The sequence below is a fragment of the Pseudoalteromonas sp. genome (assembly GCF_018402495.1).
GTDB lineage: Bacteria > Pseudomonadota > Gammaproteobacteria > Enterobacterales > Alteromonadaceae > Pseudoalteromonas.
On the sequence record NZ_JAGYIU010000002.1, the window covers coordinates 570,652 to 586,193 of the forward strand.

13 protein-coding genes are annotated in these 15,542 nt (G+C 39.9%); 7 read left to right on the forward strand and 6 right to left on the reverse strand.

All coding sequences use genetic code 11. The features are described from left to right. Positions 1 to 24: 24 nt before the first annotated feature. Both KG708_RS08170 and tkt read right to left on the reverse strand, forming a co-directional pair. On the reverse strand, positions 25 to 339 hold the full coding sequence (locus KG708_RS08170; RefSeq protein WP_213608908.1) for a pyrimidine/purine nucleoside phosphorylase: 315 nt from the start codon (positions 337 to 339) through the stop codon (positions 25 to 27). Between the two features lie 701 nt (positions 340 to 1,040). Beyond that, positions 1,041 to 3,032 carry a transketolase gene (tkt, locus tag KG708_RS08175; protein WP_213608909.1) on the reverse strand — a complete coding sequence of 664 codons (1,992 nt, stop codon included), beginning with the start codon at positions 3,030 to 3,032 and terminating at the stop codon, positions 1,041 to 1,043. 265 nt (positions 3,033 to 3,297) lie between these two features. On the opposite strand from tkt, the gene metK reads away from it, so the two are divergent. The 5 genes from metK (at position 3,298) to serA (ending at position 7,695) form a co-directional block, all read left to right on the forward strand. Continuing rightward, positions 3,298 to 4,449 carry a methionine adenosyltransferase gene (gene metK, locus KG708_RS08180; RefSeq protein ID WP_213609342.1) on the forward strand — a complete coding sequence of 384 codons (1,152 nt, stop codon included), beginning with the start codon at positions 3,298 to 3,300 and terminating at the stop codon, positions 4,447 to 4,449. Positions 4,450 to 4,589: 140 nt separating this feature from the next. Continuing rightward, positions 4,590 to 5,135 carry a hypothetical protein gene (locus tag KG708_RS08185; RefSeq protein WP_213608910.1) on the forward strand — a complete coding sequence of 182 codons (546 nt, stop codon included), beginning with the start codon at positions 4,590 to 4,592 and terminating at the stop codon, positions 5,133 to 5,135. An 18-nt stretch (positions 5,136 to 5,153) separates the two neighbouring features. Continuing rightward, positions 5,154 to 5,750, forward strand: a complete 597-nt coding sequence (locus tag KG708_RS08190; RefSeq protein WP_213608911.1) for a 5-formyltetrahydrofolate cyclo-ligase — start codon at positions 5,154 to 5,156, stop codon at positions 5,748 to 5,750. 52 nt (positions 5,751 to 5,802) lie between these two features. Beyond that, positions 5,803 to 6,456, forward strand: coding sequence for a ribose-5-phosphate isomerase RpiA (rpiA, locus tag KG708_RS08195; protein ID WP_213608912.1), 654 nt, complete (start codon positions 5,803 to 5,805; stop codon positions 6,454 to 6,456). A 9-nt stretch (positions 6,457 to 6,465) separates the two neighbouring features. Beyond that, positions 6,466 to 7,695: a phosphoglycerate dehydrogenase gene (serA, locus tag KG708_RS08200; protein WP_213608913.1), complete on the forward strand. Its 1,230-nt coding sequence runs from the start codon at positions 6,466 to 6,468 to the stop codon at positions 7,693 to 7,695. A 96-nt stretch (positions 7,696 to 7,791) separates the two neighbouring features. Here serA and KG708_RS08205 read toward each other — a convergent pair whose 3' ends face one another. Together KG708_RS08205 and radA are read right to left on the reverse strand one after the other, a co-directional pair. Further along, a complete protein-coding gene (locus KG708_RS08205; protein WP_213608914.1) occupies positions 7,792 to 8,724 on the reverse strand; it encodes a hypothetical protein in 933 nt (310 codons plus the stop codon). 85 nt (positions 8,725 to 8,809) lie between these two features. Further along, the gene (radA, locus tag KG708_RS08210) at positions 8,810 to 10,195 is read right to left on the reverse strand and encodes a DNA repair protein RadA (RefSeq protein WP_213608915.1); all 1,386 of its coding nucleotides are present in this window, start codon (positions 10,193 to 10,195) and stop codon (positions 8,810 to 8,812) included. 345 nt (positions 10,196 to 10,540) lie between these two features. Here radA and KG708_RS08215 point away from each other — a divergent pair, with 345 nt between their 5' ends. Continuing rightward, positions 10,541 to 13,018 (forward strand): PilZ domain-containing protein, encoded by a 2,478-nt coding sequence (locus tag KG708_RS08215; RefSeq protein ID WP_213608916.1) that lies wholly within the window; start codon positions 10,541 to 10,543, stop codon positions 13,016 to 13,018. Here KG708_RS08215 and serB read toward each other — a convergent pair. Then, positions 13,015 to 14,040, reverse strand: a complete 1,026-nt coding sequence (serB, locus tag KG708_RS08220) for a phosphoserine phosphatase SerB (protein ID WP_213608917.1) — start codon at positions 14,038 to 14,040, stop codon at positions 13,015 to 13,017. The two genes, KG708_RS08215 and serB, sit on opposite strands and share 4 nt — an antisense overlap. A gap of 142 nt (positions 14,041 to 14,182) precedes the next feature. On the opposite strand from serB, the gene KG708_RS08225 reads away from it, so the two are divergent. Next, entirely contained in the window at positions 14,183 to 14,803 is a 621-nt protein-coding gene (locus KG708_RS08225; RefSeq protein WP_213608918.1) for an AhpA/YtjB family protein, read from the forward strand. Here KG708_RS08225 and KG708_RS08230 read toward each other — a convergent pair. Next, positions 14,770 to 15,537: a TatD family hydrolase gene (locus tag KG708_RS08230; RefSeq protein WP_213608919.1), complete on the reverse strand. Its 768-nt coding sequence runs from the start codon at positions 15,535 to 15,537 to the stop codon at positions 14,770 to 14,772. The genes KG708_RS08225 and KG708_RS08230 overlap by 34 nt on opposite strands. Between the last annotated feature and the right edge of the window lie 5 nt (positions 15,538 to 15,542).

Sequence of the window (15,542 nt, forward strand, 5' to 3'; positions counted from 1 at the left end):
CATGGGCTTTTAAATAGCTAACTATTAATCTGTATAAGAACAACAATAATCTGCAAAGTCATTTACTTTAACCTGAAAGCTCACATTAGCATCAACATTAAACGACTCATCCGCGTTAAATGTTTTCCACTCGCTTTCACCTGGTAGTAATACATCCCACTGCCCTGCTAACAACTCCATGCACTCTTTTTGGTTAGTATTAAACTCAAACTCACCGGGTTGCATAAAACCCAAGGTTTTTGCTTCACCGTTACCTAAAAGCACAGTACGGCTTGATACTTTGCCATCAAAATACACATTGGCTTTTTTAACCACACTAACGTTATCGAACTTTGGCATGTTAACTCCTGTTGTTAATTTATAATTTTGTTACCCCCACAGTGCCTGATACACAAAAACCTTGCAAGTTAAGTGCTGTGAAAATTACTCATCTAAAATCCAAAAGGTTAAAAATGAACAACTTTATAGGAAAATATGCTTCGGGCTGCGAGTTTCGAACAGAGCCTTTAGCAATTTATGCATAAAGAAGGCTATGAAACGCTACACTTTAGAGGCAGTAATCAAACAACAAAATTGATTTTTTAATTTGGTTTTTGTATTGCCTCATTTTCTTCTCATTCGCTTCTCTGTGTTCAAATAAACTTTTAATGATTTATGCACAAAGAGGGCTATGAGGCGCTTCGCTTTAGAGGAAGTAATCAAACAACAAAATTGATTTTGTAATTTGGATTTTGTATTGCCTCATTTTCTTCTCATTCGCTTCTCTGTGTTCAAATAAGTTTTTAATGATTTATGCACAAAGAGGGCTATGTGACGCTTTGCTTTAGAGAAGTAATCAAACAGCTAAACTAATTTTTTAATTTGGTTTTTGTATTGCCTCATTTTCTTCTCATTCGCTTCTCTTTGTCCAAATAAACCTTTTAGTGATTATGCACAAAGAGGGCGATGAGACACTACGCTTTAGAGAAGTGATAAAAGTACAGCTCATAAAAAAGCCCGCCCTGTTTTACACAGGGCGGGCTTTTAAAACACGAAAGCAATTAAAACAATGCGTTTGCTTTGTTAACTACATTTTCTACGGTAAAGCCGAAGAATTCAAACAGCTCGTTTGCCGGTGCCGACTCACCAAAGGTGGTCATACCAACTACGGCGCCATTTAGGCCTACGTACTTGTACCAGTAATCAGCAATACCCGCTTCAATCGCTACGCGACGTGAGACGCTTGCTGGTAATACGCTTTCTTTGTACTCAGGCGATTGGTCTTCAAACGCATCAGTACACGGCATAGATACCACACGTACCTTTTTACCCTGTGCACGTAGTTCTTTCGCAGAGTCTTGCGCTAGCTGTACTTCAGAACCGGTTGCAATAATAATAAGCTCTGGGTTGCCGTCACAACTTAGGATGTAACCACCCTTTTTAACGTCGCTTAATTGCTGGGTATCACGAGCTTGCTGCTCTAAGCCTTGGCGAGTAAAGATTAAAGATGTAGGACCGTCTTTACGTTCAATAGCTTGTTGCCATGCAATTGCTGACTCAACTTGGTCACATGGACGCCAGTTGTATAGGTTAGGCGTTAAACGCATGCTGGCAATTTGCTCAACTGGTTGGTGAGTTGGACCATCTTCACCTAAACCAATTGAATCGTGCGTGTATACAAAAATGCTTGGTTGCTTCATTAATGCAGCCATACGTACCGCGTTGCGTGCGTATTCCATAAACATTAAGAACGTTGCACCGTAAGGAATAAAGCCTTTATGAAGTGCAATACCGTTCATAATGGCCGACATACCAAATTCACGTACACCGTAGTAAATGTAGTTACCACTTGCATCATCAGCAGTTAAGCCTTTAGAGCCATCCCAAATTGTTAAGTTTGAACCCGCTAAATCGGCAGAGCCGCCCATAAACTCAGGGAGTAATGGACCAAATGCGTTTAATGCATTTTGCGACGCTTTACGTGATGCAGGATTTGCAGGGTTTGCTTGTAGCTCTTCAATGTACGCTTGTGATTTTTCAGCCCAGTCAGCGGGTAATTCTGACTGTGTACGGCGTTTGTATTCTGCTGCTAATTCTGGGTATGCTTTTTCGTATGCGGCAAATTTTTCGTCCCAGCTAGCTTCTAGCTGTTGGCCTTTTTCTTTAGCATTCCACTGTGCGTAAATATCTTCAGGGATTTCAAATGCCTCGCCCGTCCAACCTAAAAACTCGCGAGACGCTTTAATTTCGTCATCACCTAGTGGTGCACCGTGACAGTCGTGGCTACCTGATTTATTCGGTGAGCCGTAACCAATAATAGTTTTACAACAAATGAGTGTTGGTTTGTCCGTCACGCTTTTTGCTTTTGCAATTGCAGCACTTACTGCATCGCTATCATGGCCATCAACATCACTAATTACATGCCAGCCGTATGCTTTAAAGCGTGCTGGAGTGTCATCGCTAAACCAACCTTCTACTTCACCGTCGATTGAAATACCGTTGTCATCCCAAAACGCCACTAACTTGCCCAGGCCTAATGTGCCAGCAAGCGAACACGCTTCATGAGAAATACCTTCCATTAAACAACCATCACCCATAAACGCATACGTGTGATGATCAACAATATCATGGCCTTCACGGTTAAACTGCGCGGCTAATGCTTTTTCAGCAATCGCCATACCTACCGCATTTGTGATCCCTTGACCTAATGGGCCCGTAGTGGTCTCAATGCCTGGTGCGTATCCATATTCTGGATGGCCTGGTGTTTTAGAATGCATTTGGCGGAAGTTTTTAATTTCGTCCAGTGGCAAGTCATAACCACTTAAATGCAATAGAGAATAAATAAGCATTGAACCGTGACCGTTTGAGAGTATAAATCGATCTCGGTCGGCCCACTCTGGATTGGTTGGGTTATGTTTTAGATAATCGCGCCATAATACTTCTGCGATATCAGCCATGCCCATAGGGGCTCCAGGGTGACCAGATTTGGCCTTTTGTACTGCGTCCATTGACAAGACGCGAATAGCATTTGCAAGTTCTTTGCGAGATGGCATGAATTCTCCTACCTTTATATGTATTTGCGCGGGTATTTATATTCCCCCATTCTTACTTATTGTGGGGGCTGTGTGCAATTAAAAACCCATAAAAATAGGGCATTATGAATATTTTTTAAGAACCAATTACTATTAAATACTTTATTTAGACGTCTAGGCGTAAAAACACTATGCAAGTTAACTTGTTTTAGATAAAATACGCGCCTTAATTTTTTAGCGCTAATACCGACGTTTGTGAAGCGCAATATTTGTGAGCATAATTACAATGGCAAAACATTTATTTACTTCTGAATCTGTTTCTGAAGGTCATCCGGATAAAATCGCCGATCAAATTTCTGATGCGGTACTTGATGCTATCCTAGAGCAAGACTCTCATGCCCGTGTAGCGTGTGAAACTTACGTTAAAACCGGTATGGTTATGGTTGGTGGTGAAATCACCACTAGCGCATGGGTTGATATCGAAGAAATTACACGTAAAACAGTCCGTGAAATTGGCTACACTCACTCAGATATGGGTTTTGATGCCGATTCATGTGCAATTTTAAACACCATAGGTAAACAATCTCCTGATATCAACCAAGGTGTTGACCGTACAAGCCCAGAAGAGCAAGGTGCTGGCGACCAAGGCTTAATGTTTGGTTACGCGTGTAACGAAACTGAAGTACTTATGCCTGCGCCAATCACTTATTCTCACCGTTTAGTTCAGCGCCAAGCTGAGGTTCGTAAAAGTGGCGAGCTTAACTGGTTACGTCCAGATGCAAAATCACAAGTTACATTTGCATACGAAAATGGCAAGCCAGTAGGCATAGATGCCGTTGTACTTTCTACTCAACACAGTGAAGACATTTCACAAAGTGATTTAGTAGAAGCAGTAATGGAAACTATCATCAAGCCAGTACTTCCTGCAGAGCTTATCACCAGTGCAACCAAGTTTTTCATCAACCCAACTGGCCGTTTTGTTATTGGTGGTCCAATGGGTGACTGTGGTTTAACCGGTCGTAAAATTATTGTAGATACTTACGGTGGTATGGCTCGTCATGGTGGTGGGGCTTTCTCTGGTAAAGATCCATCAAAAGTTGACCGTTCTGCTGCTTACGCTGCTCGTTATGTTGCTAAAAACATCGTTGCTGCAGGCCTTGCTGACAAGTGTGAACTTCAAGTGTCTTACGCTATTGGTGTTGCAGAGCCAACATCAATCAGTGTTGAAACATTTGGCACAGGTAAATTAGAAGAAGCGCGTTTAATCGAACTTATTCGTGAACACTTTGACTTACGCCCATACGGTCTAATTCAAATGCTTGACCTTGAGCGCCCAATTTACCTTCCGACAGCGGCCTACGGTCACTTTGGGCGTGACGAATTCCCATGGGAACGCACAGACAAAGCAGACGCACTGCGCGCAGCAGCTGGCTTATAAGTCACAATCAGCTAATATTAAAACGGCCCTTTTTAGGGCCGTTTTGCTACCTAAGCTACGTTAGTCATAAAACAGCCTCGAACTGTTTAACATTTTAGGTATATACTCTGCATATAACAAAAGCGTATTAGGAATAAAAAATGGCCGATAATTTTCGTGTTATATTTGTAGGACTTGCAGAGGGTATGACGAACCAAGCAGTCACCACAGCTTTGACTGAAAAACTAAAAACCTCACCTGAAAAGGTGGCGGCATTTTTTAATGGCAAGCCATTGTTTGCTCCTTGCCCTAAAGAAAAAGCACTCAAACAAGCCAAATTACTTTCAACTCTTGGCGTTAAAAGTAAACTTCAACAGGCTACAACTGTTCAAGCCACTTCACAAACGACTGAAGAAAGTCAGCGCGATCAGCGTTTATTTGACGCCCTTGATTACATGACTAGTAGCTTAATTCGCCTTGAAGAAAAATTAGAAGATCTTGAACAACGCCTCCCTGAAGTTGAGTTATCGCTACCAGATGAAAATGACGAACCATGGCAAGATGACGATTTAATGCTCGATGAGCCAATCATAACCACACCAAAAAAGCACAGTAACGCTATTTTATATTCACTGATTGCCACAGTTGTAATATTACTTATTGTGCTTGCTGTGTACTTATTATTTCCTAATTTATTCTCTTTTTAATCATGGTTTAGTTATTTAATGAGTAATAATCGCGCACAAATAAGACACGATATTCGTAAAGCACGTAATAACCTATCAAAAAACCAGCAACAATTAGCCGCCGAATCGCTTAAAGTGAATTTTATTCAATATTTAAAAAGCATGAACTCGGCCAAAAAAAGCCATATCGCGCTTTATTTAAGCAATGATGGCGAATTAGATACCTCATTGTTAATTAATGAATTATGGAGCATTGAACACGCTGTTTACCTGCCCGTAATTCATCCATTCAATGGGGCTAATTTACTATTCCAACGCTATGAAAAAAACTCACCCATGAGAGCAAATCGCTATGGTATCTTGGAGCCTAAGCTGAACTGCTCTCAAATATGCCCATTGCCAGCGCTTGATTATCTACTTATGCCACTTGTTGCATTTGATAAATACGGTAATCGCTTAGGAATGGGAGGTGGGTTTTACGATAGAACCTTGGCACGTTTACACGAAGAAAACTGGCAGCAACCACAACTTATTGGCCTAGCACACGAATGCCAACAAGTGGATAAGCTCCCAATTGAATCGTGGGATGTGCCTCTTAAAACTATTATTACACCCAATAAAACCTACTGTTGGTAACAATTAATCTTGTACACTAACAGTTACTTTTGACATAAATGAGCACATAGCAATGACACAAGATGAATTAAAAAAAGCAGCTGCGTGGGCTGCACTGGAGTTTGTAAAAGAAAACACCATAGTGGGTGTTGGTACAGGCTCAACCGTTAATCATTTTATTGATGCTTTAGGCACAGTAAAAGACACCATCGTTGGTGCAGTATCTAGTTCAGAAGCGTCTACAGCACGTTTAAAAGAACTTAGTATAGAAGTATTTGAGCTAAATGATGTTGATGCTCTGGATGTATACGTTGATGGCGCAGATGAAATTAACGCCCTAAACGAAATGATTAAAGGGGGCGGCGCGGCGCTTACCCGTGAAAAAATAGTAGCAGCAGTAGCGAAACAGTTTGTGTGTATTGTTGATGACACCAAACTAGTCGATACCTTAGGGGATTTCCCACTGCCAGTTGAAGTTATTCCGATGGCGCGCAGCTATGTTGCCCGCGAATTATTAAAACTTGGCGGTGATCCTGTGTATCGCCAAGGTGTTGTAACCGATAACGGCAACGTTATTTTAGATGTACATAATTTAAAAATTACCCATGCTAAACAGCTTGAAACACAAATAAATCAAATTGTTGGCGTAGTCACCAACGGCCTATTTGCAGAGCGCGGTGCTGATAAAGTGATTATCGGCACAAAAAATGGGCCACAAATTAAATAGGATATGGTTATGAGTAAGGTATCGTTAGCAAAAGACAAAATTAAAATTCTCTTGCTTGAAGGTGTTCACCAAAGCGCTGTTGAAACGCTAAAACGTAACGGTTATAGCAATATCGACTACGTTAAAACATCGCTACCTGAGGACGAGCTTATTGAGCGCATTAAAGATGTGCACTTTGTGGGGCTGCGTTCTCGTACTCATATTAATGAATCGGTATTAAATGCAGCTGAAAAACTGGTTGCTATCGGTTGTTTTTGTATTGGTACCAACCAAGTAGATTTAAATGCAGCACGTGAACGCGGTATTGCAGTATTTAATGCCCCGTTTTCAAATACTCGCTCTGTGGCTGAACTTGTACTAGGTGAAATACTGCTTTTATTACGTGGTATTCCACAGCGAAATGCCGCTGCGCACCGTGGTGGCTGGTTAAAAACAGCCAATGGCTCTTTTGAAGCGCGCGGTAAAACCTTAGGTATTATTGGCTACGGTCACATTGGTACTCAGTTGGGCATTATGGCTGAAAATATTGGTATGAACGTGGAGTATTACGATATTGAGGACAAACTGTCTTTAGGTAATGCAACGCAAGTACATAACTTAACGCAGTTACTACAACGCGCTGATATTATTAGCTTGCACGTACCAGAAACACCGCAAACTAAAAACCTGATTGGTACAGCTGAACTGGCTGTGATGAAGCAAGGCGCTATTTTAATTAATGCCTCACGCGGCACAGTAGTTGATATAGACGCTCTAGCGGAAGCATTAACAGAGAAAAAACTCAGCGGCGCAGCCATTGACGTATTCCCTGTTGAGCCTAAATCTAACGATGAAGAATTTATCTCGCCACTGCGTGAATTCGACAACGTCATTTTAACGCCGCATATTGGTGGTTCAACTCAAGAAGCACAGGAGAACATTGGTATTGAAGTAGCGGGTAAACTGGCTAAGTATTCAGATAACGGATCGACTATTACCGCAGTTAACTTCCCTGAAGTGTCACTGCCAGAGCTTGCTAACCGCAGCCGCTTGCTACACGTGCATCACAACCGCCCAGGCGTGCTAACGCAAATTAACCAAGCCTTTGCTCAGCACGGTATTAACATTGCCGCGCAGTACTTACAAACTGACGAATCGATTGGTTACGTGGTTATTGATGTAGATACTGATCACTCTGAAGTGGCATTAAAAGAACTCAGTGCGGTAGAGGGTACAATTAGAGCGCGAATTCTTCACTAACTATAAGCTGACAGCTAAAATAAAAAGCCGTGTTTGATGAATTAATTACGGCTTTTTTGTTTTAAACTGACGGCTTACGGCAAATATTTACCGCTATTATTTGCCCTTAACTTCTAAATTTATAAACTTAACCAGTTCTTCGGGTTGACCTGCTAACATCATAATTTGCTGATTCACTTCCATCATAGTTTTACCTTCAGGCAGTTTTGCTGACACACTAAACGAATTTAGTCCTTTAGCAAAATCAGTTAACGCCTTGGCTATTTCTTCGGTCACAGGTGCTTGTTGAAGTTGCTGTTCAAGCATTGTTTGCATTTGCTCTAACGTCATACCTTGCTTTGCCAGCTCGCTTTCTAATAAGCCTTTAAGATCACCTTGATTATTAACAACAAAGCTAACATTACGAGGTTCTAGCTGACTCATTGCTTGCATAATCATCGTTTGTTGTTGCAGCTCTTGCTCATAAGTCAGTGGCGTACTGCCTGTGGCTTGTTGAGCCTTACTGATTTCAAGTGAAGCGTCCATAAGCGCTTTAGAATTAGCCAGCCCCATGTCCATATCAATACTAGCAATATCATTAGCTTGCAGCTTAACAACAATATCACTGTTACCTGACTGCTCATCGTAATCTAATGAAGAGAGTAAATCATAACTGGCTGAGGCAAGTTGTGTATTTGTATCTGCAGGCAGTGTATCGACAAAGCTTTTATCAAATTGAAAGTTTTTTAACGTAAAAGCAGTATGTGGCGATATTTTATCGGTTTCGTAGCCTGTCACTTCAACATGCTCAACCGTGGCAATTTTATCGCCCTCAGGGCTAGTAACTTCAATATCGCTAATGGCCACACTGTTTGAAATAACACTCGCCGATAGCTTTGCATAGTTAAAACTGGCACCTGTTTGTTCGCTCACTAAGGCCAACTGTTTATCAACCTCAGCGCGTACTTCTTGTGTCGCTAAATAGTTTGCATAGCTTACGCCACCCACACCTGCAGCAATAACCGCGGCTGCAATTACTAATTTTTTCATGCTATTTCCTTATTAAATTATTTATGTATATGGCTTAAAGTAAGACTAACATTGAGAGCATGAGTCGTTAAACTCTTTTTGTTTGCTAATTAATTAAACTAAGTAGCTCGTGCACGGTTTTAACTGGCGTAATTTTAGCGCCTAGCCCTTCCATGGATTTATGATAATTACGAAATGGGATAAATATTTCAGTAAACCCGTGTTGCGCCGCTTCTTTAACACGAGGCACCCCACTGTCAATTGGGCGCACATCACCGTTTAAACTTAGCTCCCCCATTATACAGGTGGTACGAGGAACAACGAATTCATTCAAACTGCTTAGTAAGGCGGTAACTAGCGCTAAATCAATACAGGTTTCTGATTCATCAATTTTTAAGCCACCGACAATATTAAAAAATGTATCATGGAATATTTTAGTTTTAGTGTGTTTACGTAAAATACCGGTGAGCATTTTAATCCGGTTCATATTTAAACCAACACAGACGCGCTGTGGAAATTCTGCTTCTGTTTCAGTGGTTAAACATTGAATTTCGAGTAGTAAATTGCGATTGCCTTTACGGATACAGGTAATAGTCGACCCCGGTGATTCCGTGGTTGAACCGGATAAGAAAATTTCGCTGGGGTTATCAACGCTGAGCATACCGCGTTCACACATTTTAAAAATGCCCACAGTATCGATATCACCAAAACGATTTTTATTAGCGCGTAGAGTACGCACTTGGCCATCGTTGGTATCAATATGTAACAGCGCATCAACTATATGTACTAAGGTTTGTGGGCCCGCTATTTCATTATTTTTATTTACATGCGCAATAATAAACATAGTCACATCGTTTTGCTTACAATACTGAGTAAGCGCTTGAGCGGCGCTTTTTACCTGCGACGGTGAACCAGGGCTGCCATTCGCGCTGTCGGTAACAACGGCTTGAATGGAGTCGATAACGGCAAACTTAATTTTATTTTTATCCAGCTCTTCAATAATAATCTCAACACTGGTTTCTGAGAGCAAGTAAAGCTCGTTTTCGTTATAGTTAAGCTTTAAACGGTTTACCCGGTTTTTAAACTGCGATAAAGACTCTTCCGCGGTACAGTAAAGAGACGGCATACGTTGTGACATTCTTGCCACTAAATCCGATAGCAAGGTCGTTTTACCAGCACCCGGATCGCCAGAAATAATATTAACCGAGCCGGTGGTTACCCCGCCGCTCAAAACACGGTCAAGCTCGCCAATTTCAGTCAGCTGCTTTTCGGCTTCGGCGGTGGCCACATCATTAATTTTTTTTGAGCCACCGCCAATACCACCAGCATACCCCCCCACACTGGCGCGAGCGGCTACTTTTTTGCTTTGCCCTGCAGAGGGCTTAAACTCTGCTAACGTATTCCACGCGCCGCAGCGGCATTGCCCTTGCCAGCGTTGGTAGTTCATGCCACATTCTGTACAAACAAACTCTACTTTTACCGCTTTAGCCATTTGAAACCTTATCTACTATTCATTAATTTGAAATATTGACTGTGAGGTGCTTATCTTGCCACTGCTCGCTTTATTTTAGCAATAACGTCTTGTGGTGTTTAGTATTGCACTCACAATGTACTAATCTCTTTTATTTCAACTTACTTTAGGGCATGCTTATTGCTTTTAAAGCTAATAATAATTAGTCAATTTATTGACTCATAAGAAATAACAATAAATATAAAGTGATGTTATTCAACACATCGCAAAACAATTAACTGCTTTGCGATACTAGATTTATTATATTTTCTGATAAATAGTTGTAACAGTATACCTACTTTTAAATTAAACAGTGATGATTTATAAATGGCTGAAGACGTACTGCTCAAGCATGAAGCACTTGTAAATGAGTTAAAAAAATATTTGGGAAATACTAAATTTAATCTCATTTTCAAGTCAAAAACCGCCGAGTTAAGCAAACCCGAGCAGTTTTTAATCAAAATGGAAATGTCACGTTTATCTCAACCGATAGACCGCTTTATTGATCTACGAGGTTCAGTAACAGGCCAAGTAAAACCTTATGAGTATAAAGGTAAACAACACTTTATGGATGACACTGCAATTGAGGTGTTCGAGGCTGCAATAAAACAACATAAAGGTTACACTCTTGGCGTATACGAAGCCGTGATGAATACTGAAAATAACCACCGTATACTACAAAAAAAATCTTTAGAAAAACCTAAAATAACTGAAGAAGATAAAAACCTAACGACTACTGTTATTAAATTTGCTGCGTACGAGACTCGCCGCGAAGAGCGGATGAATTACTCAATTAAAGTAAAAATAGAATATAACTCACAAAATAAAATAGCTGCTACTACTTCCGATATTTCACTTAGTGGTTGTAAAGTTAAGCTTGCATCACAATACAAACTGAAAAAAGGAGAGTTGCTTACTCTTCATTTGGCTGGTTTAGAGCAAGAGTTTGAATTAGGTTTAAAACACGGTATTGAGTATGAAGTAGTTGCAATAGAAAACACCTCAAATGAATTTAATCATATCCGCTTAAAACGCACATTTAGAGAAAACAATACTGCATTTGACCATTTTTTAGAAAGCTTTATCCATGGTAATAAACGTCGTTATAAAGTGAACTTAGATAACACGCTTGATGCGGTTATTTCTAAAGGATACGAGCAATATTATATTCCTAGGGTTAATTCTTTATACGTTTTTATTAGCCAAAAAAACGGGGTTTATTATCCAAATCTGAGTTTAACTACTGAAAACAACTTATTTATTCAGCGCTACTTTACTGATGAGAGCAAAATACCTTGTTTATATAGCGTGTTAAACCATAAACGTATTCGTACCTTGGCCTTGAAACCCGTTGCAGTAAAAGAGGAGTATTTATACACCTTTACCCATGTCAATGCAGGGAAAGTTTACTACTATTCAGCTATGCGCTCAGAACTTGAGCAACAACCACAGTTAAAAAACCTCTTTTTAGGCTTTGGCAGCCAAAGAGATAGCTGGCGCTGCTTTAAAATACAATTGATGCCGAGCCACAGTGAAGATGCGTACATTCCTTTATCTTTGCCCAAATCGCTAGGTAAAAATATTGAGAAATTAAATAAGCCCCCTTCTCCACGCGTTGAAGGTGCTATAAAAGATGTAAAATATTTAATACTGCTGACTCAGGTTAGTAACAAACATGAGCAACAGCATTATCAGCAATATACGTTTAATAAAGCCTTGGTTAACAAGATAAAATATTTTGGTCACAGTAAGCATCAGTCTCCACCTGAGTTAAATACGGTCCCATTAGAATATGTGAATCTTCGCTCTAATAAACGTTATCTTTATAAAACCAGCGTTGTAATAAATACACAAGACGCAGTGTTACATGGACATACGCGTGATTTTTCAGTATTTGGTTTGCAACTAGAGTGTAATCAAGAAGTTAAGCTTAAAAAAGGTGATATCGTTTCACTCTCTTTTCCCGATTTGCAAAAAATTACTAAAAGTTATTCACTGAATCTTATTCAATATGAAGTGATGGCGGTAAGTAAATCGTTAACGACTATTAATTTAAAAGCACATACAGAAAAAGACGTACCTCATACTGGGGTCGAGTTTTTTACTCTTTTAATCAACAGCAATAAACAAAAATTAAAAGTAGCAGAAGAGTCCCCTAAAGTACCAGGGCTTTCTACAGCGCTTAGAAACATGGTGACTAAGACACTGTGTCAGTTCCCTATTTATTTAAATAAATCAATGGCACACTTTGAAATTGGCGCAATGGGGTTTGGTTTATATTCAAGCCCGCTGCATATTATTTTGCAAAATTTTGCACTGTTAAATGCTAAAACGGATTTATCGAATATTATTACTAAAGCGCATATTACTGATGTAATTACCCCTAATATAAAAGATCGCTCTCGCCAAGATCCGCCTTTAGAATTTAGTTTAATAATTAACTTTGATCCTAAAAAAGAAAATATAGCCGATGCAATTACCAGCCAATGTGTTTTAGGTACCGATTGTAGCGAGTTTAAACGGCAAGTAAGCCAAGGACTTAAATCTGAACTGGTTTTTATCATGCGTTTATATATTTCACGCACAGGACGCCTTGATACCGACTACTTAGCAAATGAACTGCAATACGTTAGTCAGTACGCATTGCATAAAGCTAAAGATTTAGAAGATACTTTATGGTCTGTATCGGGTGTTGGCGATATTATTGATGTAAGTGATGAGGCGCTTGAGCATTTATCGCTCAACCAACAACAGGTTGAGCAAATGTCTAGGCGAAAACTAATTTGGTTAAACCGTTTACGTTAAACCTTTGATGAATCAAGTGGAATAGCCAACATATATAGTAATTGTAATAATGAGCCTTGGCAAATGGCGGCTTGGGCTTGTTCAACTACTTTAGGTTTACCATGTACGGCAACCCCTAAGCCTGCTTGAGACAGCATTTTTAAATCATTTGCACCATCGCCAATGGCGACTGTTTGTGCTTTTTCAAGGCATAATTTTTGTTGAAGCGATTCTAAAATAATGGCTTTTTGCTCAGCATCAACAATGCCCCCTAGCACTTTACCTGTAAGCTTATCGTCTTTAAATTCCAGCACATTGGCATGCACTTCATCTACATTAATCAACTCCTGAACACGCTCTGCAAACGGCACAAAGCCACCCGATGCAATAGCTAAATACCACTGATGACGCTTTAAAATTTGGCATAACGCTTTAATACCTGGCATTAAAGGCAGTGTACTTTTAAGCTCATCAATTAAGCTTTTTTCTATACCTTCTAATTTAGCAACACGCTGGTGTAAACTTTCACTAAAATCAAGTTTACCTGCCATAGCTTTTGCAGTCACACTAGCAACTTCGTCATATACGTTAGCTAAACGCGCAATTTCATCAATACATTCAATAGTAATAGCGGTTGAGTCCATATCCATTACTAATAACCCTGGTTTTTTTAAATCAGGAGGGGTACTTACTTGTACTAATTGACACGCTAACGTATCTGCGAAAGCTTGGAGTTGAAGTGGATTTATTGCGCTCTGTGCACCTTCTATGTAAAAACACAGCGCCGGAGATAGCCCTAAATCTGGCTGGTATTGGCAAAGTGCTGTCACGCTTTGTTGGTGCGAGGCAAAAAAGTCAATAATACTATTAATATGCTGAGTATTAAAATTACCTGCAAATGCAATACTAAAAAGACCATGACTTCTGCTTGGGAGTGTATTTAAAGGTATAAAAACGCCCTTTTGATAGCTAAACCATTTATTTAGGATAAGTGGTGACAATGGTTGCTCAGCGCTGTGCTGTGCCATGTTCGCGTCCGACATGGGATCTCCGTTTATATTTCCTGACATTTAGCGCATTGATAATAGAGATGTAAAATACAAAATTCGCCATCAGGGTGGATTTAAGGTTATAGTGTAGTTGTAACATCAAAACAAAATGCTGTCAGCAGCATATACGGTGACTATGAAAAATAACCATCTTAAAAATCCACTTACAGCCTCACAAAAAAAGCGTTTGATCCGCTTACTATTGGCGGCTAGCTGCTTTGTATTATTAAGCTGGGTAGGTATAAATAGTAGCTTTCAAAGTCATCAACTACTTTATGATAATGCTAATAGCACGGCCAAATCACTCACCCAATTTATGGCACTGAATGCAAAAAAGCCGCTGATAGAAAAAAACAAATCACAACTAACCACTTTATGTAACAACATCAGTAATGATGAATTTGTGCTCTCAGCCACCATTTATGACAAACAAGGAGTGATACTTGCGAGCAGTGATAATTGGCAATCGCATCATATATATGGCCTGTTACCTGATTCATCTCCGGGTATTAGTAAGTTAAAAACACCTTTTGTTGAGCAAGTTATCTCTGACGATGATCGCCCGATAGGCTTTGTATCTATTACTTATTTAACTCGCGCTGCGGTGTCTGCAAGCCATAATCATTTTCATGATTTAGGTCGCCAAGTATTACTTATGCTAGTGATTGCCTGTATTTTCACTTGGCAATTAGGCCGTGGTTTAAAGCGCTGGCAAGTCAATCGTTATATACAAAAAACGTCAGAGCAAGAATCATAAAGCTGCTTTGCTAATCGACGCTGATCGCTATTTGGCTTTAAATCACATAGCGCATTAAATACTTTTGGAATATGCAATGGGGTGTTTATGTGACCTTGATAACCATTTAGTGGCATTGAAGGTGAATCGGTTTCAAGGACTATGTATTTAGGGTCTATTTGCGCGATAACTGTACGTGTTTTTACTGCGCGATCATAGGTTATTGTTCCCCCCACTCCGAGTTTAAAACCCATTTTTATGTAATACTGTGCTTGTTGCATTGAGCCTGAAAAAGCATGAATAACGCCACCATATTTTGGCCTACAGCGCTTAAACGACTGCGCAATTAAATCATGGCTTTGCCTGTGATGAACAATCAGTGGTAAACAAAGTTCATTCGCAATCACTATTTGCTGCTCAAACAACAACGTTTGTTTTTCAAGCTTTTCAATACTACGATCTAGGCCACACTCACCAATTGCCACCAGCTGTGTTTTATTTGCTTTAGCAAAGTCATATAGTAATGCTAAGTGTGATTCTTCATGTTGGTTTAAAAAATAAGGATGCAGCCCTGCAGCTATGATTACTTGTGGGTAGGTTACTTTAAACTCTAGTAGTTTTTGGGATTGTGCCAAGCTAACACCTGGCACAAGAAACTGATCAATCCCCTGCACCACACAGGCGTTGATAAGTGATTCGCGGTTTGCATCAAACTCACTAAAATCAAGATGACAATGCGAATCTATAAACTTCACAAAGC

Coding starts and splice junctions, on each gene's coding strand:
- serA (WP_213608913.1), top strand. CDS start 6,466: ATGAGTAAGGTATCGTTAGCAAAAGACAAAATTAAAATTCTCTTGCTT.
- KG708_RS08190 (WP_213608911.1), top strand. CDS start 5,154: ATGAGTAATAATCGCGCACAAATAAGACACGATATTCGTAAAGCACGT.
- KG708_RS08185 (WP_213608910.1), top strand. CDS start 4,590: ATGGCCGATAATTTTCGTGTTATATTTGTAGGACTTGCAGAGGGTATG.
- KG708_RS08205 (WP_213608914.1), bottom strand. CDS start 8,724: ATGAAAAAATTAGTAATTGCAGCCGCGGTTATTGCTGCAGGTGTGGGT.
- KG708_RS08225 (WP_213608918.1), top strand. CDS start 14,183: ATGAAAAATAACCATCTTAAAAATCCACTTACAGCCTCACAAAAAAAG.
- radA (WP_213608915.1), bottom strand. CDS start 10,195: ATGGCTAAAGCGGTAAAAGTAGAGTTTGTTTGTACAGAATGTGGCATG.
- KG708_RS08215 (WP_213608916.1), top strand. CDS start 10,541: ATGGCTGAAGACGTACTGCTCAAGCATGAAGCACTTGTAAATGAGTTA.
- metK (WP_213609342.1), top strand. CDS start 3,298: ATGGCAAAACATTTATTTACTTCTGAATCTGTTTCTGAAGGTCATCCG.
- KG708_RS08170 (WP_213608908.1), bottom strand. CDS start 339: ATGCCAAAGTTCGATAACGTTAGTGTGGTTAAAAAAGCCAATGTGTAT.
- rpiA (WP_213608912.1), top strand. CDS start 5,803: ATGACACAAGATGAATTAAAAAAAGCAGCTGCGTGGGCTGCACTGGAG.
- serB (WP_213608917.1), bottom strand. CDS start 14,040: ATGTCGGACGCGAACATGGCACAGCACAGCGCTGAGCAACCATTGTCA.
- tkt (WP_213608909.1), bottom strand. CDS start 3,032: ATGCCATCTCGCAAAGAACTTGCAAATGCTATTCGCGTCTTGTCAATG.